This window comes from Streptomyces flavofungini, assembly GCF_041028215.1.
GTDB lineage: Bacteria > Actinomycetota > Actinomycetes > Streptomycetales > Streptomycetaceae > Streptomyces > Streptomyces flavofungini_B.
On sequence record NZ_JASKYR010000020.1, the window covers coordinates 1 to 25,565 of the forward strand.

Below are 25,565 nucleotides of genomic sequence, written 5' to 3' on the forward strand. Positions count from 1 at the left end.
GTCCTCTTCTGGCGGGCATGGGGCGCGGCAACGCCGACCCGCCGGTCGATCGCTAGGGATGTGGGTGAGCTGCCCGGCCTGGGGGTTTGCGGCTCCAGGCCGGGAGTGAATGCCGGAGGCTATGCCTCGTTGGTGGAGTGACCGTCACGGCCACCGGGCGGCGGGCCGTGCATCTTCAGCATGGTCTTGCTGGCCTCCTCCGCGATGGCGCTCTGGACCATGAGGTCGGCTTCATCGCGGATATCGGGATGCTCGGTCAGGTAGGCGTCGAGCGCGTCGCGCGCCTCGGTGAAGGCCATGTTGGCTCTCTGGGTGGCGCGGAACGCGTCCACGACCTCGTCGATGAGTTTCATGGCACGGGCCTTGGCGGCCAGCTGCGGTGGTCCGACGAGGTTGCGCAGGTCGATGCCGAGGACCTCGGCGAAGCCAATGGCGTCGTCAAGGTTGATGCGGCGCTTGCCGTTTTCGATCCGCCAGACCGCGGACGGGTTCATCTCGAACCCGGCCTCGTTGAGCCGGTCGGACAGGGCGTTGGTACTCCAGCCGCGCGCCTCGCGCTCCACCCGGATGCGGGTTGCGACGTTCGCCTCGCCGCTGAGCAGGACGCCCTCGGACGGTTCTTCCTCCGCCACTGGCACCTCCTTCCGTTCGTAGCGATGCACTGCGGTTTGCAGCGCAGCCTAAACAGTAGCATCGCTACTGCGAGATGCAAAACACTTCTGCAGGCTGCAATACGTGTGGCATAGTGGTGGCATCCCACCCCACCGACCTCAGGAGTCCGAACACCCGCACGGCACATGAAAGAAGCCCCCGGCGGATGCCGGGGGCTCAAGCGCAAACCTCTCAACCGCCATCCCTAGCGATCAACCTGCGGAGACCGGGATTGCCGTCCCATATGGCCCGCAAGCAGAGGAGCTGATGCCCAGTATGACCGATGCCCAGCCGAATACGCCATTCCTTCCGGACGACTCCGGCACGTCGTGGCCCCCAGTCGCCGTCCCCGGCCAGCCGTCCGGCGCTGCTGCGCCTCCAACAGAAGAGGACCCCGACGACACCGCCTCGCTTACGCCGCTATCCGAGGGGGTGCAGATCCTGGACGACCTTCGGGCACAGCTGAAGCGGTACGTGGCGATGCCGAGCGAGGAGGCCGTCACAGCGGTGGCCTTGTGGGTCGCGGCGACGCATCTGCAGCGTGCGTGGCAGCACGCGCCGCGTCTGGCGATCGTCGCGCCGGAGAAGCGGTGTGGGAAGTCCCGCCTGCTGGACGTGGTCACCGAGACCGTGCACAACCGGCTGATCACGGTCAACGCCAGCGCGGCGGCGATCTTCCGGTCGATCGACGGGGACGACCCACCAACCCTCCTGGTCGACGAGGCCGACACCATGTTCAGCACCACCAAGGCCGCGGAGAAGAACGAGGAGGTCCGCGGCCTCATCAACGCCGGACACCAGCGCGGCCGACCGACGCTGCGGGTGTCCGGGCCTGAGCATCAGGTGCAGGAGTTCCCCACCTTCGCCATGGCCGCGCTCGCCGGGATCGGCGACCTGCCGGACACGATCATGGACCGTGCGGTGGTCATCCGGATGCGCCGCCGAGCCGCGGGCGAGAAGGTGGCGTCCTTCCGCACCGGCCGGGATACCCCCGCCCTGAACGCGATCCGCGACCGTCTCCACGCCTGGCTCCAGCCGCTGTACGCGCAGGCGATGGAGATGGAGCCGCCGATGCCGGTCGAGGACCGCGCAGCGGACACGTGGGAGCCGCAGATCATCGTCGCCGACCTCGCCGGAGGCGACTGGCCGGTCCTGGCTCGCGCCGCCTGTCGGGCCATGACCGACTACGAGGCCGGCCAGGACGAGGAGGGCGGCCTGCGTACCCGCCTCCTGGTCGGTATCCGCCGCGCCTTCGCCGCCGTCGGCGACCCTGCGGTGCTGAGCACGAAGCACCTGCTGGAGTCCCTGAACGCGGACAGGGAAGCACCGTGGGCAGAGTACGGCGCCAACGGGCTGACCCCACGCGGCCTGCAACTACTGCTCAAGCCGTACGGCATCGGCTCGGCCAACCGCCGCTTCCCCGACGGCACCCAGGCCAAGGGCTTCGCGCGCAACCAATTCCTCGACACCTGGGCGCGCTACTGCCCCGAGCCCAAGGCTGCAGACGCGCCCACCTCGTCAGCCGACGGTCCGCTGCCCGGCACCGCAGCCTGACTCGACTCCACTCGCATCACTCGTCCCCGCGCAGGTCAGCGCGGGGACGAGTGAACAGCCCGCAACGAGTCGTCTCGACATCACCACGCCACTCGTACCTGTGCTGACCAGGCACGCGACGAGTGGTACGAGTCCCCACACCTCACGGCGGCCACGCCCTGCCCACCTCTGCGCCGAGACCGCCACCCCAAGCCCACCTGGAGCACCCCGCTTGCTTGCACACATCACCGCCCTGCTCAGCCGAACTGATTCGCATCAGCATCGCCCCGCTGCCGATCCTGGAAATGGCCGTCGGGCGGGCGCACGCGCCACCCTCGTCCTCGGCCTGATTGCCGTCGTCCTCATGGCCTTCCGGGTCTCGTGGAACGCGCTGTCCGATGTGGCCCGCGCCATCGGCGCCGATCCCACCGCCGCCCTGCTCTACCCGATCGTGGTCGACGGGCTCATGGCCCTCGCGCTCATCGCCACACTCGTGCTGACCGGCCCCGACCGGACATTCGCGCTACGGGTACTCGCGGCCTACACCATCGCCAGCCTCCTGCTGAACTACGTCCACGGCCTCATACCGACTCTGCACACCGAGTCGACCCGGCTGGGTCGACTCACCAACTGGGACCCTGCGAACTGGGCCCTCGTACTGCTGGCCACGTCACTCCCAGTCGGGTCGATCTACTTCGGCTCGGATCTCGTGGCAAAGGTGCTGCACCACAAGCACGAGTCTGCCGACTCGGCCCAGTCGGTTACCCGGCAACGGGAGGAATCCGCTGGCCAGCGCGCTAGTGAGCAGGCCGCACCGTCGATGGCCGACCGAGCCGAACCGGTCCCCGAGGAGCCGCCCGAGTCGACCTTTGTGAAGGTCGACGAGGCACACATGACCGGATCGACCGGAGCCGACGAGTCGGCCCTCACTGCCCGACCGCTCCGGTCGACCACCATGGCGAAGTCGACCGAAGCTGCCTCGCGCGAGGCGGCCGGTAGGCGTCTCACCAACGCTGAGTCGACCACAAACCGCCAGCGCACCGACGCCGAAGTGCTCGCTGAAGGCCGCCGCCTGACCGCCGACTGGAGCGACGGCCAGTTGACCGCCAAGCGGCTGCGCAGCGAACTGCGGATCGCCCAGACGCGCGCCGGCGCCGTGCGCGACCAACTGCGGGCCGAGCGCGCCAGTCGGCCCGAGCCTGTCGCGGACGTTGGCTTCGGGGGCCAGCGTCTCGCCACGCACGACGAAGCCAACGTCCAGCAGCAGAAGGAAGCCGCCGCAGTCCCCTCCACCACCGCCTGATCCAGCGCACGCCTGCTGCCCCCCATGCCGACAAGCACGAGGGGGGCACCGTGCCCCACATACAGCGAGCACTCACCCCCAACACTCCACGGAGAAGCCCCCCATGCACGACCCGCACCACGAACTCACCACCACCCAGCAGGGGGTGATCACCGGCCTGAACAGCGCAGCAAGTTGTCGGGTAAGGAGTCCTTACCCGGCCTCCGCCCCACAGGGGGCGGAGGCGTCCGGCGCCGAGGCGGCACCGGAGTCGGCCGGCCCGGGGGTGCCGACCGAGATGGGGGCCAGCCAGTCCTCGCCGAGCACGCCGCAGAAACCCGTTCAGCGCCGCCGCCTACGCGACAAGCAGCTCCGCGAGCGCCGCTTCCATCCGCGTTACAACGACGACGAGTTCGCCCTCGTAAAGCACGCTGCTGCCCTGAGCGGCATGGCACCTGGGGGCTATGTGGCCGAGTGCTCGCTCGCCGCTGCCCGCTCCGATGACCCCACCGCAGCCGTCGCCGACTACCGCGCCATGATCAAGGCACTCATGGCTGCCAACGGCAAGCTCGGCCAGATCGGCAACAACCTCAACCAGCTCACCTGGCACCTCCACAAGGACGGCGCCTGGCCTCACCCGGCCACCGTCCAGCATCTCCTAGACCGCGTCGATGTGTCGGTCGCCGAGCTGGACACCGTCATCGCTCAGGTCGCTGAGGGGCGGTGATCAGGTGATACCCAAGATCATCCTCAGCTCGGGCCCAGCAGCCACGCGCCGCACGATCGGCTACCTCTTCGGCAAAGGCCGGGCGAACGAGCACACCGACCCGCACCTCGTGGCCTCCTGGAACGGTTTCGCTCCCGACCCCGGCCGCAGCCCCCATCGCGACCCCAAAGAAGTGATGGCCCAGCTCGTCGCGCAACTCGACCAGCCCGTGAAGATGCTGGGCGACAAGGCGCCCAAGGACACGGTGTGGCACTGCCCCGTCCGAGCGTCGCCCGAGGACCCGATCCTCACCGACGCCCAATGGGCAGACATCGCCCGCCGGATCGTGGCCGCCGCCGGCATCGCCCCCGACGGAGACGAGGAAGCCTGCCGCTGGGTCGCCGTCCGTCACGCCGACGACCACATCCACATCGCCGCCACCCTCGTACGGCAGGACGGCCGGCGCCCCGAGCGCGGCTACGACCAGCGTGCCGTCCAACGCGCGGCCCGCAAGATCGAGGTCGACTACGGGCTCAGGCGGCTGAAGCAGGGCGACGGCACCGGCGCCAAGCGCCCCACCAGCAAGGAGCACTTCAAGGCCAAGCGCCTGGGACAGGACGCCGCCACTCGTGATGTCCTCCGTCTGCGAGTGCGCCGCGCGGTTGCCGCCGCAGCCGACGAGGCCGAGTTCTTCGCCCTGCTGGAGGCGACGGGCGTGACCGTGCGCCTCAAGCTCGGCCCCTCCGGCGACGCACTCGGCTGCAACTTCGCCCTACCCGACGACACGAACGACAAGGGTGAGCCGGTCTTCTACTCGGGGTCCACCCTCGCCCCCGACCTGTCCCTTCCCAAGATCCGCAAAAGCCTCGCCACCACCAGCCCCGAGCCCGTGATGACGGCCCCACCGGCCGATCCGTGGCGACAGGCGACAGCCGCCACCGAACGCGTTCCCCACCACCTGATCTACAGCGACGACCCGACCGCCCAGGGCCAGCTGGTCGCGCTCGGCGCAACACTGGACATCCTGTCGGTCACCGCACCGGCCGCAGTCAGGGCCGAGCTGGAACAAGCGGCATTTGCCTTCGAGCGCGCCACCCGCTCCCGCGTCGCGGCCGACCTGGACAGCACCCGCGTCCTGCGCCGCAGCGTTCAAGCAATCTGGCGCGAGAAGCCCGCGGACGGTGACGGAGCCGGGTTCACGATGCTCCTGGACGCCGTGCTCACGGCGGTGGCGTTCGCGATGCATTGGCACCGCACGCACCAGCACGCACAACAGGAAGCAGCGGCCGAGCGAGCCCTTGTCCATCTGGAGCTCGCGTACGCACAGGCCGCTGAGCCGGTCGTGGCGGGCCTCGGGCAACGCGCCCCCAGCCTCCAGATGCAGCAGCGCTTCGCCCGCCACCTACGGCTGGCGGCCCCCGATCACGCCGAGCGCATCCTGGGCGACTCCGCTTGGGACGCGCTCACAGCCGTGCTCGCCGAAGCAGAGGCCGCCGGGCACAACGCAGGCGCGCTTCTCGACCAGGCGCTTGACCAGCGCACCTTGGATGACGCCCGCAGCCCCGCACGTGCACTGACCTGGCGTGTCCGGCGTCTGGGCGAGCGTCACGCCCCCAGCCCTCGGGCCCAGGCGGCAAGGGCTCGCAGTGCCGCACAGGGCTACGTCGGCTCGACCCGCTCAATCCGCTCGACGCCCGTCGCACCCCTTCAACCACGGTCGCCATCGCGCCGACGCTGACCAAGGAGCACGCAACATAGCCGACGATCGCCGGTTACCCAAACCGGCGATTGTCCGGAGTATTTGGGCCTCAACCCCGAACTCCGAAAGGAACCCCTGCGTGTCCTCGCTCGAAATCCGACCGCACATCGTCGCCCTCCTGTGCCGCGCTGACTTCAAGCTCCGGTCAGACACCAAGACCTGGGGCGACCGCTCCGGACGCCCGTTCACCAAGGCAGAGCAGGCAACAGCTCTCTCCGCCACCAAGGAAGAATTTGAGGAGTTCGGCGCACAGCACCAGCGCTACATGGAGTACCTGCGCACTAAGGAGGACAGCCCCGACACCCTCCAGAGCTTCCTCGCCCCGTTCATGGAACAGCTCACCGAGAAGACCCTCGGTAATGCGGTCGAGCTGATGACCAGCGAGGACAGGGCCGAACTCGACCGCATCCTCAGCCTCGTGATCGAACCGGCTCTCCCGTTCACCCCGTACACCTTCTGAAAGGCGTAACGGACACAGCGACGCTGATCAGGCCCGTGGGGACAACTCGGGAGTGAGCAGTTCCAGCGCTTCCTCCCAGCGGTAGCGGTCGGTCCCTCCGCCGGCTTTCGGCTGGTGGGGCTCGTACGAGCCGATCAGGACGCCCATCTCGCGCAGCACGTCGAGGCTGCGTGCGTACGCGGGGTGGGCGGCCTGGGCCCGGTTCAGGTAGGGCATGACCGCGATGGGGATGCCCATGCCGTGCGCCTCGCACAGAATGCCCAGCGCCAAGGTGTCCGAGATCCCTGCCGCCCACTTGTTGATCGTGTTGAAGGTCGCTGGCGCCACCGCGATGGCATCGGAAGGAGGCAGCGGACGCGGGTCACCGGGCATCCGCCAGGCTGAGCGGATCGGGTAGCCGGTCTGTGCCTCAACCGCCTCGGCGTCTATGAAACCGAGGCCCTGCGGGGTGGCGACGACCCCGACGTCCCAGTCCGCCTCCTGGGCCGCGGTGATCAACTTGCCCACGTCGCCGGCGATCCCGGACGCGCACACAACCACGTACAGGAAGGGCTTCTTCTGGCTCGGCTCGGTCTGCTGATCTGGCTGATCGCTCATGCGGAGACTCCCAGTTGGCGGCTGAAGCGCTGCAGTTCAGGCAGCGTACGGCGGGGGTCGAGCGCGGCCATGTCGGCCACCAGCTCGCGGATGGCCGGGCGGCGGTGTCCTTCTATGTCCAGTGCGGCCACGGGGCACGTACGACTACACGGCTCGCGTCAACGGTCACGCTGTCAGGTGCAACAAGGACGCAGGTCGAATCCCGGCGGAAGTCAGTTGCCTCGACTCGACCGGTCGGCCATCAGCGTCGTCGCCAGTCGCTCCGGATCCCCGTCGTAGACGACGACGTCTTCGTCTTCAGCGGGTGGATCGAATCGGGCGAGGAAGTCGTCGAGGGCTTCGGGGGTGACGGTGAGGGCGTTGGCGTCCTCACGCTGGTTGCGTTCGGCCAGGCGCTGGAGCAGCACGTCGCGGTCGGCGGGGAGGTAGACGACCCGCGGATGGCCTCCGGCTCGGCGGGCGGAGTCTCGCCAGGTATCGCGCTCGTCGCGGCGCCAAAGCCCGTGATCGAGGACGACGTCGTTGCCGGCCTGCAGTTCCTTGGTGAAGCGGGCCCGGATCGCCTCGACGACGGGGCGTTCGCGCTCGAAGTAGGTGTGTTCGGGGTAGTCCACGCCGTAGCGGCCATGCAGGCGGTGGACCTCCTCGTCGACGGAGAGCCGGGTGAAGCCGTGCGCCGCGAGAGCTTGGGCGACGGTAGTTTTCCCGGAGCCGGTCAGCCCGGTCAGGAGAACGGCGAGGGGCACAAGGCTTCCCTTCTGTGGCGAGTGTGTGTCAGCGGGCATTGTTTCTAACCGCCTTGGGTGGTCGCGTGTGGCGGTCGCCAGGAGGTGAAGATGCCGTGGGCCTCCGTGGTCCAGCTCGTCGGCATCCTGTTCAAGGTCACCTGCCGGAAAGCGAACCGGGGGTCACTCACGTTGATGGCACCGCCGTGGCGTCCGACGTGGGCCAGGAGGCGGCTGGCCTCGTCGCGGACAGCCGGAGTGTGTTCCTGCCAGACACCGGACGAGAAGTGCTGGACCCGACGGCGCAGATCATCCAGGACACCGGCGCGCCATTTGAAGTGGTGGACAGCGCAGAGGTGTTCCGGGTCGGGCCGATGATCCGGAGCTCGGTGGTTGCCTGATGCCACGGCGACGTCGTGGCGGGCGAGAACGACCTTGCGGGGGTCTCCCATCAGGAGGCGGTGTGTGAGATGGCCGCCGAGGGGATACGCGCGATCGAGACCGCCGTCGGGGCGCCAGCCAGTAAAGCGTCCGCTGGCCGCGACTCGGTCGAGCATGAGGCCGCCGACGGCGCGGTGGCCGGCGGCGTCGGCTCGGGCCATGACGTCGGTGAGCGCAGCCGGGTACTGCTGGAACTCGTCGGCATCGGCGAGCAGGTGCCAGCCGGGCCCGGCGCGGTGCCGTAGTGCGTCTCTGAGCCGGGTGTTGGTGTGCTCGTGCCACGGTCCGACGCTGGTCCCGATGGGAACGATGCCGCATCCACGGGCGGTGGCCTGGAGGTCATGTCGCAGTACGGGAGAGACGTGCTCAGGGAAGTGGAAGGCGAGCAGGAACCGCTCAACGCCCAGTTGCTGGTAGTGCCGGACCCAGGCGGTGAGGAGCAGTGGCTCGATGGGGCCGATGACGGCGATCAGTGCGGGTGGTGCGGTCAGCATTCGGCGCTCCTCGGTCGGGGCTCCGCGTTTTCCAGGGAGGCGAAGGTGCGGGTGAGGAAGTCGGCCTGCTCCGCGGCGGAGCGCATCCCGACTTGTTCCGGTGCCTCGGGGCCCGGCCGGACGGGCGGCATACGGATGATCGTGTGCAGTGCGTCCGTGAGGGCGGCAGGTTCGCCGGCGGGGAAGGTCCGGGCCCAGGGCAGCCCGTCCAGGCGGGTGGTGAGCGCGGGATCGTGGTTCGAGATGAGCAGGGGGACCCCGAGGCGTGCGGCATCCATGACCAGGCCCGATTCCTTGCCCGTGCCGGGGATGCGGGTGGCGAGGGCGACATCGGCGGCCGCGTACACAAGACGCAGAACTACCTCACTGACAGGGCCGGGCACCGTGTGAACGCGCAGACCCGGCAAGCTGCGCCAGCGCCCCAGAACCGCCTCGTCGAGCGGGGTGCCGACAACCACCAGATGCAAGGGCTCCTTGAGCTGGGGCAGAGCCTTGTCGACCGTGTCGATGTCCTTGTACGGCCACCAGCCGCCGACCAGGCACACCACCGCCTCCGCTGCCGGGATGCCGAAGGCCACCCGGCCGCCGTCGCGCTCCACGTCGGTGAGGCGCTGACCGTCATCCACGGCGAACGGACTGATGACCGCGGGCAGGTCAGGAAACGATAGAGAGAGCTGACGGCCCACAGCCTGTGTCGGGCACACCGCGATCGTCCGTTGCTCACCTCGGCGAGCGAGCCGGCCGAGCACTCGCACCGGGAGGTCCTCGGTGGTGACCTGCTCGTGCACGAACCGCAGGTGCGGCTGGCCGCCCAGGAGCGTCGCCAGCCCGTGCAGAGCCTCGCTCGCCGTGAGGATCACCACCGCGTCAACACCGGGCACCTGCTGTCGGGCGATGCGCAGGGCGGACGCTTCGGCGAGGCAGCGAGCGAGGAGGGTGATCTGGTGCGGTAGCCGCCGAAGCCGGCGAGGCCACCTGCGGGGTCGGAAGGCCCACTGGCCGACAGCGGAAACGCGAGTCGCCAATCTGGATAAGGCCAGGAGCGTACCCGCCGTGGCCCCGTGCGGACCGGCGAGCATGCGGGCTCCCGTCTCCCGCAAGGACGTCTCCCCATCGGCCGCAATCCCGTTTGGAGCGATCACCACGCTCCCGGGACGGGCACGGGCGAGAGCGATCAGGGTGCGCTGGTGATGCCCGCCCATTCGATGGGCGTACGGCTCGATGAGTACGAGTGGCTCACTCATCCCGAAATCACCTGGTCCCCGTGCGCAGCGGTGAAGCGCTCTCGCAGCCACGCGGGGTCGTTGAGGTGGTCGAACTGTTGCGAGTCGCGGGCCGCCTCCCGGGCGAACTCGATCCCCTCGCTCGCCCCGACGGCGGCAAAGTCGGCGAACTCGCCGGTGCGGCTGCACGTCCACGCCTTCATCCGCTGACGGGCCTCGTCGTCGGCCATCCCGTACTCGCTGCCGCGGGCCAGCATGGCGCACTCACGGAAGCCCGCCTTCCAAGCGTGCAGAGGGCTTTGGTTGAACCGTGTGGTCCCAGCGTTCTGACGGGCGAACTCGATGCGGCCGGGCAGAGCTGCGAGAACGTCCACGGCCGCGCCCATGTCGCGCAGTGCGCTGCGGCGGATCAGTTTCAGCCCGCCGTAGCCGTAGATCAGGCCGTTGACGGGATTGACCGCCTGCCAGACCCGCATCGAGACGCCTTCGTCGAGCGGTTCGACCGCGGACGGGTCGAAGTCAGTGTTGATGGCGAAGTCACCGTCGGCGAGGAAGAACTGCTCGTGGTCGACGACCTCAGCGCACAGCCGGTAGGCCCGGCGCATGCCGTGCACCCCGTGCAGGCGTTTGACCGTGCCGCCGAGTGTCCGCTGGAGTCGGGAGTGCAGGGAGTCGGCCATCGGCTCGTCGTAGGACAGGAAGACCGCGTCGAATCCGGTCACGAGATCGCCTCCAGGTACCGGGCGGCGATGAGCGCGGGCGTGAAGTCGTGAGTGGAGGCGTACGCGCGCTTGGCGTGCAGGGCGTGGAACTCGTCATCCGTGACGAGGCGTTCGGCCAGGGCTAGTGCCTCTTCGGGCGTGGTGAAGCACAGCTCGGGGTCGATGTGCTCGGCGAGCCAGCCCAGCTTGGGCGCGATGACCGGCAGGCTCATGCCCTGGCAGTCGATCACGCTCATCGACCAGGGGCAGCCGTGCCGGAACGGGGCGATGCCGAAGCGGGCGATGGCCAACAGGTGCTTGTAGCGGGTGCGGTCGCCGCGGTCGGAGACGACCTGGACGTGCGGGAGAGCGGCCAGTTGGTCTCGCATCCGCTCCGGGCTGTCGTCCAGCCCTTTGCGCTCGGCCCGGCGGTCCCCGAAGAGGTCCATCACCCTCAGTCGCACCTTGCCGGACTCCGTCAGGTCGCGCGCCATACGGACGAACTTGTCGGTGCCGTAGTGCGCGTAGAGCCGGTGGTTGTAGATACCGATCTTGCTGTCCGGTCTGAGGTCGGAGCTGGTAGCGGCGGGGTCGCGCACCAGTCGCTCGTCCCGCGGGGCCGGCACCACGCGAAGCCGGTCGCCCAGATCCACGGTCATACGGGTGGCGGCAGCCGAGACCCAGGAGGCGGCCGTGGAGGAGTGCACCATCACGCGGTCGCAGGCGGCCAGACCGGCGGCGAACGCCAGCTGCACCGGCCGGCCGAGCCCCGCGTCGTTCAGGGACGGGTCGAGCAGCAGCTGGCCACCGCTGTTGAAGGAGAAAGGGAGGTAGTGGCAGTACCCGGCGAGCAGGGCGTCAACTCCGGCCTCCAGCAGCGCGGTACGGATCGCGGGCGCCTCCTCGATCTGGTTGGCCACCACCACGTCCGGCCGCTCCGACCGGATCAACGTGACGAGCTCGTCGACATCGTTCGAGAAGCGGGCCCGGTACTTCGTCCCGGGCGTCTTTGTCTGCCGGAAGCCGCAGCGGGAGTCACCGGCCGCGGCCGGGGCCGCGACGGTCACCTCGGCGCCGGCGTCCACCAAGGCCGGCGCCAGCAAGTCGGCGAAGATCCACCCCGAATCCGCCGACAGACGGTCAGGGTTGGAGATATTGAGCAGGTACAGCACACGCATGAGATGTCGCCTCCCTCATCTGCCCGGACGGGTCGATCCGGGCCGCTGAGGGAAGGAAAGCGGTGACGGGCACCGTGACGGGATGATGAACTTGGATCACTCACGGTTCATTCATGCTCACCAACAAGTGACGCGGGGCGGGGCTTCGATGGACGCGCACAGCGAGGAGATCACCGTCGAGCAGGCGGCCGAGGGCTTCGCGGCCGAGGTAGCCAGGTGGCGGGAAGTACGCGGCATGTCCAAGCGCGCCCTCGCACGGGCCATGGGCTTCGACCCTTCCTACGTCAGTCACGTGGAATCAGGCCGCCACAAGCCCAGCGAGGAGTTCGCCCGCCTCGCCGACGAGGCGCTGAACGCCGGAAAGGCGATCTGGCGGCGGTGGGGCGACTACGAGCAAGCCCGCGTTCGCGCAACCAACCGTCCAGCTGTGCCGCCGCCGACCTCCTCCAGGACCGAGCAGCCGTACGCCACCGGTTCCGCTCTTGTCGTCGAGCACGACGCCGCCCTGCTCCAGTACGACGGCAGCGCCTACCGCCTCACCATGCGCAGACTGCTGCGCAACACCGGGACCGAGCCGATCACGCGCTACCTGATCCGTATCTCCGTCGACCGCTACCCCGGAGATCCAGAACGCTCCAACATCCACTACCGGGCTCATCCGCTGACCTGGGACGAACTCGACCTCACGGCGACCTGTCGCGGCGAGACGATGCGTTGGCAGGCCAAGCACGACCGCGACGCCTTCAAAGAAGTCTGGCTGCTGTTCGACAACGAACGTGGGCGCTTCCCGCTCTACCCCGGCGAATCCGTGTGGATCGAGTACGCGTACACCGTCGGGGACGACAAGTGGGGCAACTGGTTCCAGCGTGCCGTCCGCCTTCCCACCGAACAGCTCGAAGTCCAACTCGCCTTCCCCGCACACCTGGATCCGGTCGTCTGGGGAACCGAGACCTCCATGACTGCCGAGGCGTCCCCGCTGCGCACCCCGCCCATCCGCAGCGACGCGGGCGAACTGAGGCAGTTCACCTGGATCACGGCGACACCCGCCCTGCACGCTCGGTACCGTCTGGAGTGGCGATTCCGGGCCAGGCCCGAACAGGACATGAGTCAAGGGGAGTTCAGGTGACCGACGTACGGCCCAGCCAGCGCATGCGCGATCTCGGAGTAGTCCAGCGCGGCGCCGGCATCCTGGACGAAACGGCCCGCGCCTTCAGCCTGCCCGCCGAGCGCGACGAAGCCGAGCGCATCACCGACGAACTGTTCGCCGCCCTGGACCGCATCGGCCAGGTCCACCCCTTCGCCAAGGGCATGGGCATCGCCGCCCCGCAGATCGGCATCGGCCGAGCCGCAGCCGTCGTACAACCCCCTGCGAACGCCCCCGCCGTCATCCTCCTCAACCCGAAGATCACCGCCCGCTCCGAGGAGACCGACGAACACTACGAGGGCTGCCTCAGCTTCTTCGACGTACGCGGTCTCGTGCCGCGACCGTTGACGATCACCGTCGAGACCACGACCCTCACTGGCGAGACCGTCACCACCGTCTACGAGCGCGGCCTCGCCCGCCTCATCCACCACGAGATCGACCACCTCGACGGCCTGCTCTACACGGCCCGCATGAAGGACGGGGTCGCCCCGATCCCGGTCGAGGAGTACCGCCAGACTGGTCAGGCGTGGGCCTACGAGCGCTCCTGAGGTCCCACAACGACGTGGGCTTTACACCAGGTCAGCAGAGGCGGAACGTGCGAACTGTGGCGCCAAGTGAACGCCGGGGCAAAGGAGCGTACAGCCCTATTCCGTGGGGTTGGCACGGACGGTTCTTGCTTCCAGGGCCTTTTCGATGTCCGCTACGGCATCAGCAAGCCGGCGGTAGACGGGCGTCGAACGTCCCATGCGCTTGAGGCCGTGCTGCAACGGATCGCGCATGTGCTTCTCACAGACGACGAAGTCCGCGTATCCGGCCGCGCAGGACAGGTAGATCATGTCTGTCAGGTCATTAGGGCGCCACCTCGTGCCCTTGTTGAGGTGCCGACTCTGAAGCATCTCCCGGAAGAGGCCGACGGCCGGAGACTCACCAATGGCCCGCACCCAGCCCTTGAAGCCCCAGCGCCGGAACAGTTCCTTCGAGACATCGGCCGCAGCTGCCTCCTCGGCCAGTTCCCGCTGCAGATCTGTCACGAGATGGATGTCAATGGCCCTGCGCTTCTGTTGTGAGTCCTGATCAAGCTCATCCAGCCAGTCACTGAACCGCTGGCTTACCGCGGTCCACCCGGTGTCCGGCCCCTCCCCGACCCTCTGGGTGTCGAGCATGGCATCGATGGAGCCAGAGGCAGCGACTAGCGCCTCGGGCTGGAACACAAAGTGGTTCTGGAACATAGACGACGTCTCAGCACCAGCGCCAGCACTGCGGGTAGGGGAGTGAAGAGCATCCGAGTCGAGAGTGAAGACCGGGGCATTACGCCTGTTGTCGGGCCGATCAAGTCGGTGGCAAAAGGCATCGTGAATCTCGTTTCGCCGGACCTGTAGCGGATCACGCATCTGCCAGCCCCGGCTGTACTGCAGGATCGTCAACCCGAGGTCGTAGCGCTTATCGGTGCTGAACCGTTTGCCGGTCTCGTAGTAATGACCGGCAGAAGCAGGCAAGACGATCCGGCGCTGGTCCACCCACTCCCTGAGTCTCAGCGCAGCGGCTCGATCCGCCTCGCTGCTCGTCGGCGCACTGTGGGAAGCGTTGCTCAGCAAGCTCCACTGGTTCTGGTCGAGGTAGACGACGAGCCGTCCCGCCAACTGATCAGCAGCCCCCGCCAGTGGCATTTCGAAAAGAACCTGATCGCCGCTCAGGGTGGTAGCGAGGAGGGCTGCCAAGGCTGGACTGAAGGCCAGTCTGGCTATCACGCTCGTGTCCTCGAACGGGGAGGGGTCCAAGGGGAACCGGGCCTCCTTCCCATCCGAGCGGGTGAAGATGGTGCACGATGCCGCGCGGTCCATCGTGACAAGCTTGATGGAGGGGGTGCTTTCGTCTTCCACGGCACCTATCTTGCGGTGCTTCTCCCCAGAACCTGAACGGGCTTGAGTCCGCAGACGTCTCCCTCAGCGTGATCCGGATTCCGCCAGGGCACACATCGCTGCTCGGCGTTGGAGCACCCTCCTTGCAACGCGGCCCCAAGCGTGCGGGCGTTCGTACTGAACAGCACTCGCAGATCCCGACTTGCCACACCAGCCCCCACCGACGGTCACCAGCTGCCAACTTATGCCCGCCCTGTCCTGTCCTGTCCTGTTGGGGAAGGATCCCCGAAGACGGCCGCGCCCGCACCAGGGCGCACTGCCACCGCATGACGGCTGACTGGGGTGACCATCGAGTCTGGACCAGATGTCGCGCTGTGAAAAGACCGTGACGGCCGTCGACATCTGCTCCTATCGTCAGACCATGACCGTCACCGCAAGGCGGGAGCTGGTGAGCCCCGCGACCCGCAACGCCTTCCGCTCTCTGGCCACGGACCTGACCATTCGGATCGTGGCCTCCTTGTGGGAGGACCACGGGTTCGCACCCATTCCTCCGGATGAGCTGAAGTACCAGGACTCGGGCCAGCGACGGACCGAGTTCATGCTCTATGCGGAGGGTGTGGACTGGTCTGATCCGAACCAGGTGCGGCGCGTGCTCCTGGTCTTCGAGGACTTCATCCGCGCCTACCGGAACCCGGACGATCAAGGGACGCCGAAGTGGTTGGCCGACATAAGGGTGCGCCTGGAGCGGGACGGCTTCGCGCTCGACAAGGAGGGAAGGATCTCCTGGTCCAACCCGCCGGTGCTCGTCCGTGATCTGAGCACTCTGAGCGACGCCTCGGGCATCACGATCGAGCTAGAGCGCATTCGGAGGGACCTGACCACGGATCCTCACGGGGCCATCGGCGCGGCAAAGCAGCTCATTGAGGCGACCGCGAAGACCGCCCTTGGCGAGCTGAACATCGAGGTCGACAAGAACGCAGCGCTCCCCGCGCTCATCAGCACGGTCCAGAAGGCGCTGAAGCTCGACGCCGGCTCGGCACCCGACGGACCTGATGGCAGCAAAGCCGTGAAAAAGATCCTTTCGGGGTCGGTGAACATCGCGGTCGGAGTCGCCGAGCTACGCAACCAGGGTTTCGGCAGCGGTCATGGTCAGGCAAGCGCGCCGTCTGGCCTTGGAGTGCGACATGCCCGCCTGACAGTCAACGCTGCCGTCACCTGGTGCGAGTTGATTCTCGACACTCTGGCGGACCCCACCGCACCGTGGCGCAAGACCCAGGTCTAATCGCTCCGACCAACGCACACAGGACCCTGCAGCGGATCGCGCGAACTTGCTTCCGCAATGCGCCTTGCAGTTGCGGCTCGGATGCGACGCCCCAGGCGTACGTCCGGCGCTGGGAGAATTCCGGGAGATGATCTTCCCCCGGAGACCAACCGCGACCTCGCCGCACCATCTCAGAACAATCCTCTGACCTGCTCGTTTACAAGATCCGCAGGTATGGATCATGACCGACCCTCATTCGGGACGAAGAGGTCGTGGGTTCAAATCCCGCCACCCCGACAGCTGGAACACCAGGTCCGCCGACCGCTCGCAAGAGTGGTCGGCGGACCTGTTTCGTGTGGGTGCGTATGCGCGGCTGGCGGGTCCGGCTCGTGTGTGTACGTATAGCTGAGGGGCGGCCCGTTCGTGTGCGTCCGGCGTCGGGCGACGCGACGCGCCCGCGCCGCGTCGTTTCGGCGCCGGTCCCTCCCCTGTGCGGACCGGTGCCGAACGACGCGGACGGAGTCGATCCGCGTCGCGTCGGCGGGCGGCGCGGATCGAAGTGGGACCAGATCTGCGATCACCGAGGGAGTGATCCAGGTATGACCGGTTATGCAGATCTATGAGGCTCACGCGGCAAGATCGTCGCCGCCACCCGGCAACTTCGGCGGAAACCGACCGGGAATCCGCAGCGTCGCGCCTCACCTTTCCGAGCGCCAGGCCGGTGGCCTGCCCTGACGCTTCGCGGTTGGTCCGCTACTGCGAAACGATCCTGCCATTTACGGCTGCCGACGGGCAGGTTCCGGTGTCATCCGGACCCCTTAACCGCAGGTCAGCCGTATAAAGTGAGTTTTCCGGTCCGGATGGTCGAGCAGGGTGATGGGTAAGGGGTGGAGGCTTTGAGTCCCGATTCAGGGGCACGTACAGCCTTCGCGGAACGCCTCGCTCTGCTGTACAAGGAGGCCGGAAATCCGCCTCTCCAGCGGGTAGCGGAGGCGGTCGTCCGGCTGCAGCGGGTCGACGAACGAGGGCGGCCCGTGCGCGTCTCCGCGCAGCGGATCAGCGACTGGCGGCGGGCGAAGAACGTGCCCGCCCAGTTCGCCGCCCTCTCCGCGGTCCTCCAGGTCCTGATCCCCGAGGCACGGCGCGAGCGGCCCGCGCCGGTCTCCGCCGGTCTGTACGACATGGCCCAGTGGCAGCGCCTGTGGGAGCGCGCGGTGGCCGACCCGGTGAGCGGCCGTGCCGCGGCGCCCCCCGAGGACGAGAAGCAGCCGCCGGGCGAGGCGCCGGACGCCCCCGCCGTCTGCCCGTACCGGGGTCTGGCCTCCTACCGCAGGCAGGACGCCCGGTGGTTCTTCGGCCGGCGGCGGAGTACGGACGCCCTCATCGACCAGCTGCACGCGGCGGAGAAGACGGGCGGCCTCGTCATGCTCGTCGGCGCCTCCGGGGCCGGTAAGTCCTCCCTCCTGAACGCCGGTCTGGTGCCCGAGCTGCAGAACGGGGCGCTGAGCGACGAGGAGGCACCGGCGGGCCAGGTCTCCCAGCTCGTACCGGGCAGCGATCCGCTCGCGGAGCTGGCCCGGCACATCCCCGAGCTGGCGGACGCCGTCGCCGCGTCGAGGACGGCGGCGGCGATGGAGTCCGGCGCCCCGGAGTTCGCGCGGGCGGTGCGCGAGTCCGTCACGGCGTGGGCGCGGCGGGAGACACCGTCCGCGGGCCGCCCCGTCGTCATCGTGGACCAGTTCGAGGAACTGTTCACCCTCTGCTCCTACGAGGCGGACCGGCGCGCCTTCATCCGGCTCCTGCACGCCGCGTGCTCCCCCGCCGAGGACGGCGACCCCGCTCCCGCACTCGTGGTCCTCGGCATACGCGCCGACTTCTACGAGGAGTGCCTGCGCTACTCCGAACTCGCCGACGCGCTCCAGCACCGCCACATGGTGCTCGGGCCGCTGACCGCGACGGAGCTGCGCGACGCGGTGACCGGCCCGGCCAAGGCCGTGGGCCTCGAACTCGAACCGGGCCTGGCGGAGCTGATCGTCCGGGAGGTGAGCACCGACAGCCCGCGCGGCGCGCACGACGCGGGGGTGCTGCCGCTCCTCTCCCATGCCCTCCTCGCCACCTGGCAGCGGCGCAAGACCGGGCGGCTGACGCTCGCCGGGTACCGCGCGGCGGGCGGCATCCAGGGCGCGGTGGCGGCGACCGCCGAACGCGCCTGGTCCGGGCTCGATCCCGCGGCCCGTACGGCCGCACGGCTGCTGCTGCTCCGTCTCGTCCGGCTCGGCGAGGACACCCAGGCCACCCGCAGGAGGGGCACCCGGCGTCAGCTGGCCGAGGAGTCGACGGACCCCGGCAAGACGGAGGAGTCGCTCGAAGCGCTGGTGCGCGCCCGTCTGGTGACGCTCGACGCCGAGACCGTGGAGATCACGCACGAGGCGCTGCTGCACGCCTGGCCGCGGCTGCGGGACTGGATCGACGAGGACAGGAACGACCACCTGCTGCGCCAGCGCATCGAGGAGGACGGCAAGGCCTGGGAGGAGACCGACCGCGACACGGCGCTGCTCTACCGGGGCTCCCGGCTCGAACAGGCCCGCGTCTGGGCGAAGTCCGCCGGGGACGCCTTCCTGACCCGGTCCGCCGTGGAGTTCCTCGCCGCGTCGGCGAGGCTGCGCAGGCGTACGGTCTGGATCGCCCGGTGTGCGGTGGCGGCCCTCGTCGTCCTGGCGATGGTGGCCGTCGTCTCGGCGGTGGTCGCCTGGCGGCAGCGGGACGACGCCGTGTTCCAGCAGGTGGTCGCCGAGGCCGACCGGGCCAAGAGCACCGATCCGTCGCTGTCCGCGCAGCTCGACCTCGTCGCGCACAAGATGCGCCCGGACGACGAGGCCACCCGGAACCGGCTGCTCGCGATCGTCAACGCCCCGCTGGCCACCCCGCTCCTCGGCCACTCCGGAGCCGTGTACCTCACCTCGTTCAGCCCCGACGGACACCTCCTCGCCACCGCGAGCTACGACCGCACCATCCGTCTGTGGGACGTGCGGGACCCCTCGCGGCCCAGGCCGCTCGGCAAGCCGCTCACCGGTCACCGGAGCTGGGTCAGCAGCGCGGTCTTCAGCCCCGACGGCACCACCCTGGCCAGCGCCTCCGACGACGGCACGATCCGGTTGTGGGACATCAGGGACCCGCGCCGTCCACGCCTGATCGGCAAGCCCCTGACCGGCCGCGGCGGCGCCATCTACCTCGTCGCCTTCAGCCCCGACGGGCACACCCTGGCCACCGCCAACGACGACCACACCGTACGTCTGTGGAACGTACGGGACCCGGAACGGCCGAAGGCCGTCGTCGCCCTGGCCGGGCACAGCGCCGCCGTGCGCTCCGTGGCGTTCGGCCCCGACGGGCGGACCCTCGCCGCCGGTGGCGACGACGGCACGGTCAGGCTCTGGGGCGGGGCGGACACCCGGCACCCGGAGCCACTCGGCAAGCCCCTGACCGGGCATACGAGCACGGTGCACTCCGTGGCGTTCAGCCCCGACGGCCGCACGCTCGCCAGCGGCGGCTCTGACGACACCATCCGGCTCTGGGACACGGGCGACCCGCGCCACGCGGAGGCGCTCGGCGCGCCGCTCACCGGCCACGCCGGACCCATCTGGTCGGTGCAGTTCAACCCCGCGGGGACCATGCTCGCGGCCGCCAGCGCGGACAGCACGGCGAGTCTGTGGAACGTCAGCGATGCGGCGCACCCGTCCCAGGTCGGCGAGCCCCTCTCGGGCGGCAGCGGAGAGATGTACGCCCTCGGCTTCAGCCCGGACGGCCGTACGCTCGCCACCGGCAACGGCGACAGCAAGGCCCGGCTGTGGTCGATACCGACGTCGGACATGATCGGCCGCATCGGGGCGTTCCGCCCCGACGGGGGCGTGCTCGCCACCGCCGCGCGCGACGACCGGGTGCGGCTGTGGGACGTGCGGCGGCCCGGCAGGCCCACCGCCCTCGGCAAGCCGTTCAAGCCGGGCAGGCCGGGCAAGGCGGACGTGCGCAAGATGGTGTTCTCCCCCGACGGCCAGACGCTCGCGGTGCTGACGGGGGTCGGCGCGCTGCAGCTGTGGGACGTCAGCGACCCGTCCCGCCCGGTCGCGCACGGCCCGGCCGTCCCCCTGCACACCCGCTTCGCCGCCGCGCTGGCCTTCACCCCGGACGGGCGGACACTGGCGACCCCGCAGACCGACCGCACCGTCCAGCTCTGGAACGTGGCCGTCCCGTCCCGCCCGCGCGCCCTCGGTGAGCCGCTCACCGGCCACAAGGGCTACGTCAACTCCCTCGCCTTCGGCAAGGACGGGCGAGACCTCGCGAGTGCCAGCTCGGACGGCACCGTACGGCTCTGGAACGTCGCGGAGCCGCGGCACGCGACCCGGCTCGGCGCCCCGCTCACCGGGCATCTCGGCCCCGTCAACACCCTCGCCTACAGCCCGGACGGCCACACCCTGGCCACCGGCAGCGACGACGGCACGGTCCGGTTCTGGGACCTGACGGACCCGCGCCGGGCGGTCCGGCTCGGGTCGGCCCTCACCGGCCACACCGACGCGGTCGTGTCGCTGACGTACAGCAGGGACGGGCGGACGCTGGCCAGCGGTGGCAACGACAACACGGTGCGGCTCTGGGACGTCGCCGACCCGGCGAGCGCGGCACCCATCGGGCAGTCGATGAGCCCCAACGCCAAGACCGGCAGCTTCCTTTCGTTCAGCCCGCGGAGCGACATGCTCGGGGTGTCCAGCGGCAGCGACACGGTCCGGCTGTGGAACCTGGACACGAAGGAGGCCGTGCGCCACGTCTGTGCGACCACGCAAGGTGTTCTGACACCGGAGAAATGGCGCGAGTATCTGCCCCGGCTCTCCTACGATCCGCCGTGCGACGCCTGACGAAGCGGACGTGATCCCGATCACAACGCCTTATCTGTGCTGAGCAGTTGACTCCCCTGGGGCGAGCGGACTTGTTAGGGTTGGCATAGCCCGATCGCTGGTGCATCCCCCGTCGCCAGCGGTCGGGCATTCTTTTTTTCCCGAATGGTTCCGGCCATCTCGTTGGTAGAGCCATGCTTCATGCGGGCGGGCAATTTCCGGTAATTGCACCGACCGGCCGCGGCAGCCTCCGCTCGTCAGGTCCTCTTGAGGAGTTCTATGCTGGGTGACAGCACCCGCACGGGACGGTGAGCACCGATGGCCAAGGCCTACGAGAAGATCGCGGACGAGCTCCGCACCGAGATCCGCGCAGGTCGGCTGGGTCCCGGCGATCGGCTGCCCTCGGAGGCGGAGCTCATCAGGAGCTCCGGGCGCAGCGGCCCGACCGTGCAGCAGGCCCTTCGGGTGCTCCAGGCGGAGGGCCTGATCGAGAAGCAGCACGGCCGCGGAACCTTCGTGCGCCGCCCACGCCTGACGGTGCGGCGCGCGAACAGGCGGTACCAATGGGAGAAAGACCGCGCCCGCGCGCCCGAGGAACAGCGCCTGGAGACGGGCGCGACCGAGCACGACACCGGCCTTGAGGTGAAAGACCTCGTATTCCACGCGGCGTACCGGGAGATCGAGGCACCCGGGGAAATCGCGTCGGCACTGGGTGTCGAGAAAGGAACACCGCTCGTCGAGCGCACCTACCGGACGCGGTACAGCGCGGAGCGGAATCCGTTCAGTCTCGTCACCTCGTACCTGATCCGCGACCTCGTCAAGGGCAACCCCGATCTCCTGGACGAGACGAAGGAGCCCTGGCCGGGCGGGACGTGGAACCAGCTCCACACGGTGGGCATCGAGATCGACCGCATCGAGGAGCGGGTGACCGCCCGGCCCCCGACGGTGGAGGAGGCGGCGGAGCTGGGCCTGCCGCCCGGCACGTCGGTCCTCGTCCTGCGCAAGTCCGCGCACGGCACGGACGGCCGCGTCGTCGAGATGTCCGACATCACGATGCCCGGTGACCGCACTGAAATGCTGTTCACGACTCATCTGGAGAGGTGGTGAGCCGTGCACCGGCGCATCGTCATCATCACGGCCGTCCACGCGCCGTCGGCGCACTTCCTGGCCGACGCCCACACGTCCCTGTGCGCACAGGAGCTGCCGCCGGGCTGGGACTGGCACTGGCTGATCCAGGAGGACGGCACGACCGACCGGGTCGCGCCGCATGTCCCCGACGACGACCGGATCACGTTCAGGCAGGGCCGTCCGGGCGGCCCCGGCGTCGCGCGGACCATCGCCCTGGCCCACGCCGACGGCCCGTACGTGAAGGTCCTCGACGCCGACGACCAGCTCGCGCCGGGCGCGCTCGCCCGCGATCTCGCCGCCCTCGAAGCGGACCACGCCCTCGGCTGGGCGACGTCCCGGGTGCTCGATCTGCTGCCCGACGGCTCCACCGCCGGCTTCCCCGGCGACCCCGCGCACGGGCCGGTCGAGCGCGGGGAGGTGCTGGAGCACTGGGCGGCGCACGACTACCGCGCGCAGGTCCACCCGGCGACGCTCTTCGTCCGCCGCGAGCTGCTCGTGGCCCTGGGCGGCTGGATGGCCCTTCCCGCGTCCGAGGACACGGGCCTGCTGCTCGCCCTGAACTCCGTCGCGCGCGGCTGGTTCTCGTCCGAGGTCGGTCTGTTCTACCGCAAGTGGGAGGGCCAGGTCACCGGCCAGGCCGCGCACGTGGACACGGCCGAGCGCGCCGCCCGCATGGCCGTGGTCGAGGCGAGGGCACGCGCCCTTGACCACTTCGCGTGGCGCTACCCCGGCGGCACGGACACGGGGTGACCCGGCCGGGACCGGTGGGTCCGGCCCTGGAGGTTGCCGGGGACCGCGTGGCCGCAACTCGATCTTGCCCCGGCCGACCGTGGCCTCGTACGGTCACGGCTATGCCTTCCGCTTCGCTCCGCCGCACGTCAGAGCTTCTGGCCACCCTCGGCCGCGGGTACGTACGCGACGCGCCCGGGTCACTGCTCAAGGGCGCGCTCGCGGGCCGGTATCTCAACCCCTATCTGCGGGACCACCCGCGTCGGCGCGTGGTCGAGGCGCGGTTCGGGGCGCGCTTCGCCTGTGACTCCCGGGACCTGATCCAGCGGTTCATCAGCCTCTACGGCGTGTGGGAGCCGCACATGACGCGGTGGCTCCAGAGCCGTCTCGGCCCCGGCGACACGTTCATCGACGTGGGCGCCAACATCGGCTACTTCGCGGTGCTCGGCTCCCGCCTCGTGGGCGGCACGGGACGGGTCGTGGCCATCGAGGCGTCCCCCGCCTTCCACGACCGCGTGCTCCAGCACATCCGGCTGAACGGCTGCGCCAACGTCAGGGCGGTCAACACCGCCGTCTCCGACGGCCACAAGACGCTGACGTTCGTGCTCGCGAGCTCGCACAACATGGGCGCGAACTCGATCGTCCCGTACGACGGCCCCGCCGAGTCGAGCTTCGAGATGGCGGCCCGTCCGCTGCCCGAGATCCTGGACGCGGACGAACTCGCCGCGGCCCGGGTGATCAAGATCGATGTCGAGGGCGCCGAGGGCGGTGTCATCCGGGGACTCGCCCCCGCCCTCGACCGGCTCCGGCCGGACGTGGAGATCGCCGTCGAGGTCACCCCGGACCGGATGGCCGCCGTGGGCGACTCGATCGACGAGCTGATGACGACCATGGCCGCGCACGGCTTCCACACCTACCGGCTGCCCACCGACTACCGGCCCGAGAACTACCCCCGCGCGCTGCGGCGGCCGGAGCCTCCGGTGCGCTGGCGCGGCCCGGTCGTCGGCGAGAGCGAACTGGTCTTCTCCCGGGTGGACGCCGAGACCCTGGGCTGACCCCGGGGGCGGCATGGTCCCGTGGTCCACCGGGACCGGTCGAACGTGGTCCACCGGTCCCGGTCGGACCTGGTCTACCGGTCCCGGTCGAACGGCAGGTCCAGCATCCGGATCGCGTTCCCGCGCAGCAGCTTGTACGCCACGTCCTCGGGGAGGTGGCCGACGTGCTCCTGCGCGACGGCCTTGGTGTGCGGCCAGGTCGAGTCGACGTGCGGATAGTCGGTCTCGAAGGTGGCGTTGTCGACGCCGACGGTGTCGATCGACGCGACCCCGTGCCTGTCACGGAAGAAGCAGCAGAAGATCTGCCGGTAGTAGTACGTCGAGGGGGGCTCCGGGATCAGGTCCTTCACCCCGCCCCAGGCCCGGTGCTCCTCCCACACGTCGTCGGCGCGCTCCAGGGCATAGGGAATCCACCCCATCTGGCCCTCGCTGTAGGCCAGTTTCAGACGCGGGTACTTCACCAGGACCCCGGAGAAGAGGAAGTCCATCATCGACGCCATCGCGTTGTTGAAGCTCAGGGAGGCCTGGACGGCCGGGGGCGCGTCGGGGGAGGCCGCCGGCATCTGCGACGACGAGCCGATGTGCATGTTCACCACCGTGCCGGTCTCCTCGCAGGCCGCGAAGAACGGGTCCCAGTAACCGGAGTGGATCGACGGCAGCCCGAGGTGGGTGGGGATCTCGCTGAAGGTCACGGCCCGTACGCCGCGCGCGGCGTTGCGCATGATCTCGGCGACGGCGAGGTCCACGTCCCAGAGCGGGATGAGGCACAGCGGGATCAGCCTGCCGCCGCTGTCCCCGCACCACTCCTCCACCATCCAGTCGTTGTACGCCCGCACGCAGGCGAGTCCGACCTCCCGGTCCTTGGCCTCGGAGAACGTCTGGCCGCAGAAGCGCGGGAACGTCGGGAAGCAGAGCGAGGCCTCGACGTGGTTGAGGTCCATGTCCGCGAGCCGGGCCCCGGGGTCCCAGCAGCCCCGGCGCATCTGCTCGCGCGTGATGCCGTCGAGCGTCATCTCGTCCCGCGAGAAGCCGACGGCGGCGATGATGCGCTTGTACGGGAAGATCTCCCCCTCGTACTCCCACCAGTCGGTGACCTGGCCCTCCGGGTCGGTCGTGAACTTGTACTTGCCGCCGATGTACGCCAGCTCTCCGATCCCCGCCGTGAAGGGCTTCGGTCCGCGGTCGCGGTACTTGCCCGGGAGCCACTTCTCGAAGAGGTGCGCCGGTTCGATCACGTGGTCGTCCACGCTGATGACGCGCGGGAGTTCCTTGGCCCCGACCTCGGTGTTCTCCACTGCCATGCCCCCTACTGCCTGCCGGTCTTCCGTACCCGCCATCGGCGAGTTATCTGACGACCCATCAGATCGAGGTTATGGGCTCGCCCTGGGGACGGCAACAGCCCGCCTGAAACTCGGCCTCTTGCGCGCCACGGCCGTTTCCGCTGAACTGACGGCCCGTCAGTCCAGACGGGCGGTGGTCCGGATGTGGGAGGACGTTCGATGCAGACGATGTGGCTCACCGGAGCCGAGTGGGTCGCCGTGCTCCGGATCGGTCTCGGCCTGTGGTGGCTGGAGAGCTGGCGGCACAAGGACAAGAAGACCTGGTTCACCGGCGGGGGCATCGACTGGGCCGCGGGCATCGCCGAGAAGCACCGCTGGCAGTTCGTCCGGTCCGGTTTCGCCCTGACCGTGCGGCCCCGGCCACGGCTCATGGCCTACGTCGTCGCCTACGCGGAGCTGGCGCTCGGCCTCGGCCT

The 25,565-nt window shown here is 69.3% G+C and carries 21 protein-coding genes and 1 pseudogene; 13 read left to right on the plus strand and 9 right to left on the minus strand.

What is annotated here, in order from left to right:
• Window positions 1-119: 119 nt before the first annotated feature.
• Entirely contained in the window at window positions 120-632 is a 513-nt protein-coding gene (locus AB8Z36_RS03015) for a helix-turn-helix domain-containing protein (RefSeq protein WP_369211592.1), read from the minus strand.
• A 295-nt stretch (window positions 633-927) separates the two neighbouring features.
• On the opposite strand from AB8Z36_RS03015, the gene AB8Z36_RS03020 reads away from it, so the two are divergent.
• From AB8Z36_RS03020 to AB8Z36_RS03040, 5 genes are all read left to right on the plus strand, one after another.
• Window positions 928-2,205 carry a DUF3631 domain-containing protein gene (locus AB8Z36_RS03020; protein ID WP_369211593.1) on the plus strand — a complete coding sequence of 426 codons (1,278 nt, stop codon included), beginning with the start codon at window positions 928-930 and terminating at the stop codon, window positions 2,203-2,205.
• A gap of 343 nt (window positions 2,206-2,548) precedes the next feature.
• Window positions 2,549-3,487, plus strand: coding sequence for a DUF2637 domain-containing protein (locus tag AB8Z36_RS03025; RefSeq protein WP_440581843.1), 939 nt, complete (start codon window positions 2,549-2,551; stop codon window positions 3,485-3,487).
• Between the two features lie 103 nt (window positions 3,488-3,590).
• Window positions 3,591-4,193: a plasmid mobilization protein gene (locus AB8Z36_RS03030; RefSeq protein ID WP_369211595.1), complete on the plus strand. Its 603-nt coding sequence runs from the start codon at window positions 3,591-3,593 to the stop codon at window positions 4,191-4,193.
• Window positions 4,194-4,197: 4 nt separating this feature from the next.
• Window positions 4,198-5,910: a relaxase/mobilization nuclease domain-containing protein gene (locus AB8Z36_RS03035; RefSeq protein ID WP_369211596.1), complete on the plus strand. Its 1,713-nt coding sequence runs from the start codon at window positions 4,198-4,200 to the stop codon at window positions 5,908-5,910.
• 100 nt (window positions 5,911-6,010) lie between these two features.
• Window positions 6,011-6,391 carry a hypothetical protein gene (locus AB8Z36_RS03040; protein WP_369211597.1) on the plus strand — a complete coding sequence of 127 codons (381 nt, stop codon included), beginning with the start codon at window positions 6,011-6,013 and terminating at the stop codon, window positions 6,389-6,391.
• Window positions 6,392-6,418: 27 nt separating this feature from the next.
• Here AB8Z36_RS03040 and AB8Z36_RS03045 read toward each other — a convergent pair whose 3' ends face one another.
• The 6 genes from AB8Z36_RS03045 to AB8Z36_RS03070 all read right to left on the minus strand — a co-directional run bounded on the left by AB8Z36_RS03045 (window position 6,419) and on the right by AB8Z36_RS03070 (window position 11,750).
• On the minus strand, window positions 6,419-6,988 hold the full coding sequence (locus AB8Z36_RS03045; RefSeq protein ID WP_369211598.1) for a flavoprotein: 570 nt from the start codon (window positions 6,986-6,988) through the stop codon (window positions 6,419-6,421).
• A 212-nt stretch (window positions 6,989-7,200) separates the two neighbouring features.
• Window positions 7,201-7,734, minus strand: a complete 534-nt coding sequence (locus AB8Z36_RS03050) for an AAA family ATPase (protein ID WP_369211599.1) — start codon at window positions 7,732-7,734, stop codon at window positions 7,201-7,203.
• A gap of 44 nt (window positions 7,735-7,778) precedes the next feature.
• A complete protein-coding gene (locus AB8Z36_RS03055; protein WP_369211600.1) occupies window positions 7,779-8,648 on the minus strand; it encodes a glycosyltransferase family 2 protein in 870 nt (289 codons plus the stop codon).
• On the minus strand, window positions 8,642-9,727 hold the full coding sequence (locus AB8Z36_RS03060; protein WP_369211601.1) for a hypothetical protein: 1,086 nt from the start codon (window positions 9,725-9,727) through the stop codon (window positions 8,642-8,644). The genes AB8Z36_RS03055 and AB8Z36_RS03060 overlap by 7 nt, the downstream gene beginning before the upstream one ends.
• A 161-nt stretch (window positions 9,728-9,888) precedes the next feature.
• Window positions 9,889-10,593, minus strand: coding sequence for a hypothetical protein (locus AB8Z36_RS03065; protein ID WP_369211602.1), 705 nt, complete (start codon window positions 10,591-10,593; stop codon window positions 9,889-9,891).
• Window positions 10,590-11,750 carry a glycosyltransferase family 1 protein gene (locus tag AB8Z36_RS03070; RefSeq protein ID WP_369211603.1) on the minus strand — a complete coding sequence of 387 codons (1,161 nt, stop codon included), beginning with the start codon at window positions 11,748-11,750 and terminating at the stop codon, window positions 10,590-10,592. Before AB8Z36_RS03070 ends, AB8Z36_RS03065 begins: the two co-directional genes overlap by 4 nt.
• A 148-nt stretch (window positions 11,751-11,898) precedes the next feature.
• Between AB8Z36_RS03070 and AB8Z36_RS03075 the strand changes: the two genes are divergently transcribed.
• Together AB8Z36_RS03075 and AB8Z36_RS03080 are read left to right on the plus strand one after the other, a co-directional pair.
• Window positions 11,899-12,876 (plus strand): helix-turn-helix domain-containing protein, encoded by a 978-nt coding sequence (locus AB8Z36_RS03075; protein WP_369211604.1) that lies wholly within the window; start codon window positions 11,899-11,901, stop codon window positions 12,874-12,876.
• Complete coding sequence (locus AB8Z36_RS03080) at window positions 12,873-13,442, plus strand: peptide deformylase (protein WP_369211605.1); 570 nt, start codon at window positions 12,873-12,875, stop codon at window positions 13,440-13,442. The genes AB8Z36_RS03075 and AB8Z36_RS03080 overlap by 4 nt, the downstream gene beginning before the upstream one ends.
• A gap of 96 nt (window positions 13,443-13,538) precedes the next feature.
• Here the strand turns inward: AB8Z36_RS03080 and AB8Z36_RS03085 are convergent, their stop codons facing one another.
• Entirely contained in the window at window positions 13,539-14,774 is a 1,236-nt protein-coding gene (locus AB8Z36_RS03085) for a hypothetical protein (protein ID WP_369211606.1), read from the minus strand.
• A 400-nt stretch (window positions 14,775-15,174) separates the two neighbouring features.
• Here AB8Z36_RS03085 and AB8Z36_RS03090 point away from each other — a divergent pair, with 400 nt between their 5' ends.
• The 5 genes from AB8Z36_RS03090 (at window position 15,175) to AB8Z36_RS03110 (ending at window position 23,809) form a co-directional block, all read left to right on the plus strand.
• Window positions 15,175-16,035 (plus strand): abortive infection family protein, encoded by an 861-nt coding sequence (locus tag AB8Z36_RS03090; protein WP_369211607.1) that lies wholly within the window; start codon window positions 15,175-15,177, stop codon window positions 16,033-16,035.
• A gap of 866 nt (window positions 16,036-16,901) precedes the next feature.
• Window positions 16,902-20,918: an nSTAND1 domain-containing NTPase gene (locus AB8Z36_RS03095; protein WP_369211608.1), complete on the plus strand. Its 4,017-nt coding sequence runs from the start codon at window positions 16,902-16,904 to the stop codon at window positions 20,916-20,918.
• Window positions 20,919-21,215: 297 nt separating this feature from the next.
• Window positions 21,216-22,004: a GntR family transcriptional regulator gene (locus AB8Z36_RS03100; protein ID WP_369211609.1), complete on the plus strand. Its 789-nt coding sequence runs from the start codon at window positions 21,216-21,218 to the stop codon at window positions 22,002-22,004.
• A gap of 3 nt (window positions 22,005-22,007) precedes the next feature.
• A complete protein-coding gene (locus tag AB8Z36_RS03105; RefSeq protein WP_369211610.1) occupies window positions 22,008-22,775 on the plus strand; it encodes a glycosyltransferase family 2 protein in 768 nt (255 codons plus the stop codon).
• A 101-nt stretch (window positions 22,776-22,876) separates the two neighbouring features.
• A complete protein-coding gene (locus tag AB8Z36_RS03110) occupies window positions 22,877-23,809 on the plus strand; it encodes an FkbM family methyltransferase (protein ID WP_369211611.1) in 933 nt (310 codons plus the stop codon).
• Window positions 23,810-23,883: 74 nt separating this feature from the next.
• On the opposite strand, the gene AB8Z36_RS03115 is transcribed toward AB8Z36_RS03110, so the two are convergent.
• Window positions 23,884-25,110 (minus strand): amidohydrolase family protein, encoded by a 1,227-nt coding sequence (locus AB8Z36_RS03115; protein WP_369211612.1) that lies wholly within the window; start codon window positions 25,108-25,110, stop codon window positions 23,884-23,886.
• 198 nt (window positions 25,111-25,308) lie between these two features.
• Between AB8Z36_RS03115 and AB8Z36_RS03120 the strand changes: the two are divergent.
• A pseudogene (locus AB8Z36_RS03120) lies at window positions 25,309-25,565 on the plus strand (DoxX family protein); the annotation flags it as partial.

Excerpts from the sequence above, each read along its gene's own strand:
- AB8Z36_RS03045 (WP_369211598.1), bottom strand. The coding sequence starts at position 6,988 with ATGAGCGATCAGCCAGATCAGCAGACCGAGCCGAGCCAGAAGAAGCCC.
- AB8Z36_RS03075 (WP_369211604.1), top strand. The coding sequence starts at position 11,899 with ATGGACGCGCACAGCGAGGAGATCACCGTCGAGCAGGCGGCCGAGGGC.
- AB8Z36_RS03070 (WP_369211603.1), bottom strand. The coding sequence starts at position 11,750 with ATGCGTGTGCTGTACCTGCTCAATATCTCCAACCCTGACCGTCTGTCG.
- AB8Z36_RS03060 (WP_369211601.1), bottom strand. The coding sequence starts at position 9,727 with ATGCTCGCCGGTCCGCACGGGGCCACGGCGGGTACGCTCCTGGCCTTA.
- AB8Z36_RS03055 (WP_369211600.1), bottom strand. The coding sequence starts at position 8,648 with ATGCTGACCGCACCACCCGCACTGATCGCCGTCATCGGCCCCATCGAG.
- AB8Z36_RS03030 (WP_369211595.1), top strand. The coding sequence starts at position 3,591 with ATGCACGACCCGCACCACGAACTCACCACCACCCAGCAGGGGGTGATC.
- AB8Z36_RS03115 (WP_369211612.1), bottom strand. The coding sequence starts at position 25,110 with ATGGCAGTGGAGAACACCGAGGTCGGGGCCAAGGAACTCCCGCGCGTC.
- AB8Z36_RS03025 (WP_440581843.1), top strand. The coding sequence starts at position 2,549 with ATGGCCTTCCGGGTCTCGTGGAACGCGCTGTCCGATGTGGCCCGCGCC.
- AB8Z36_RS03090 (WP_369211607.1), top strand. The coding sequence starts at position 15,175 with ATGACCGTCACCGCAAGGCGGGAGCTGGTGAGCCCCGCGACCCGCAAC.
- AB8Z36_RS03020 (WP_369211593.1), top strand. The coding sequence starts at position 928 with ATGACCGATGCCCAGCCGAATACGCCATTCCTTCCGGACGACTCCGGC.
- AB8Z36_RS03100 (WP_369211609.1), top strand. The coding sequence starts at position 21,216 with ATGGCCAAGGCCTACGAGAAGATCGCGGACGAGCTCCGCACCGAGATC.
- AB8Z36_RS03110 (WP_369211611.1), top strand. The coding sequence starts at position 22,877 with ATGCCTTCCGCTTCGCTCCGCCGCACGTCAGAGCTTCTGGCCACCCTC.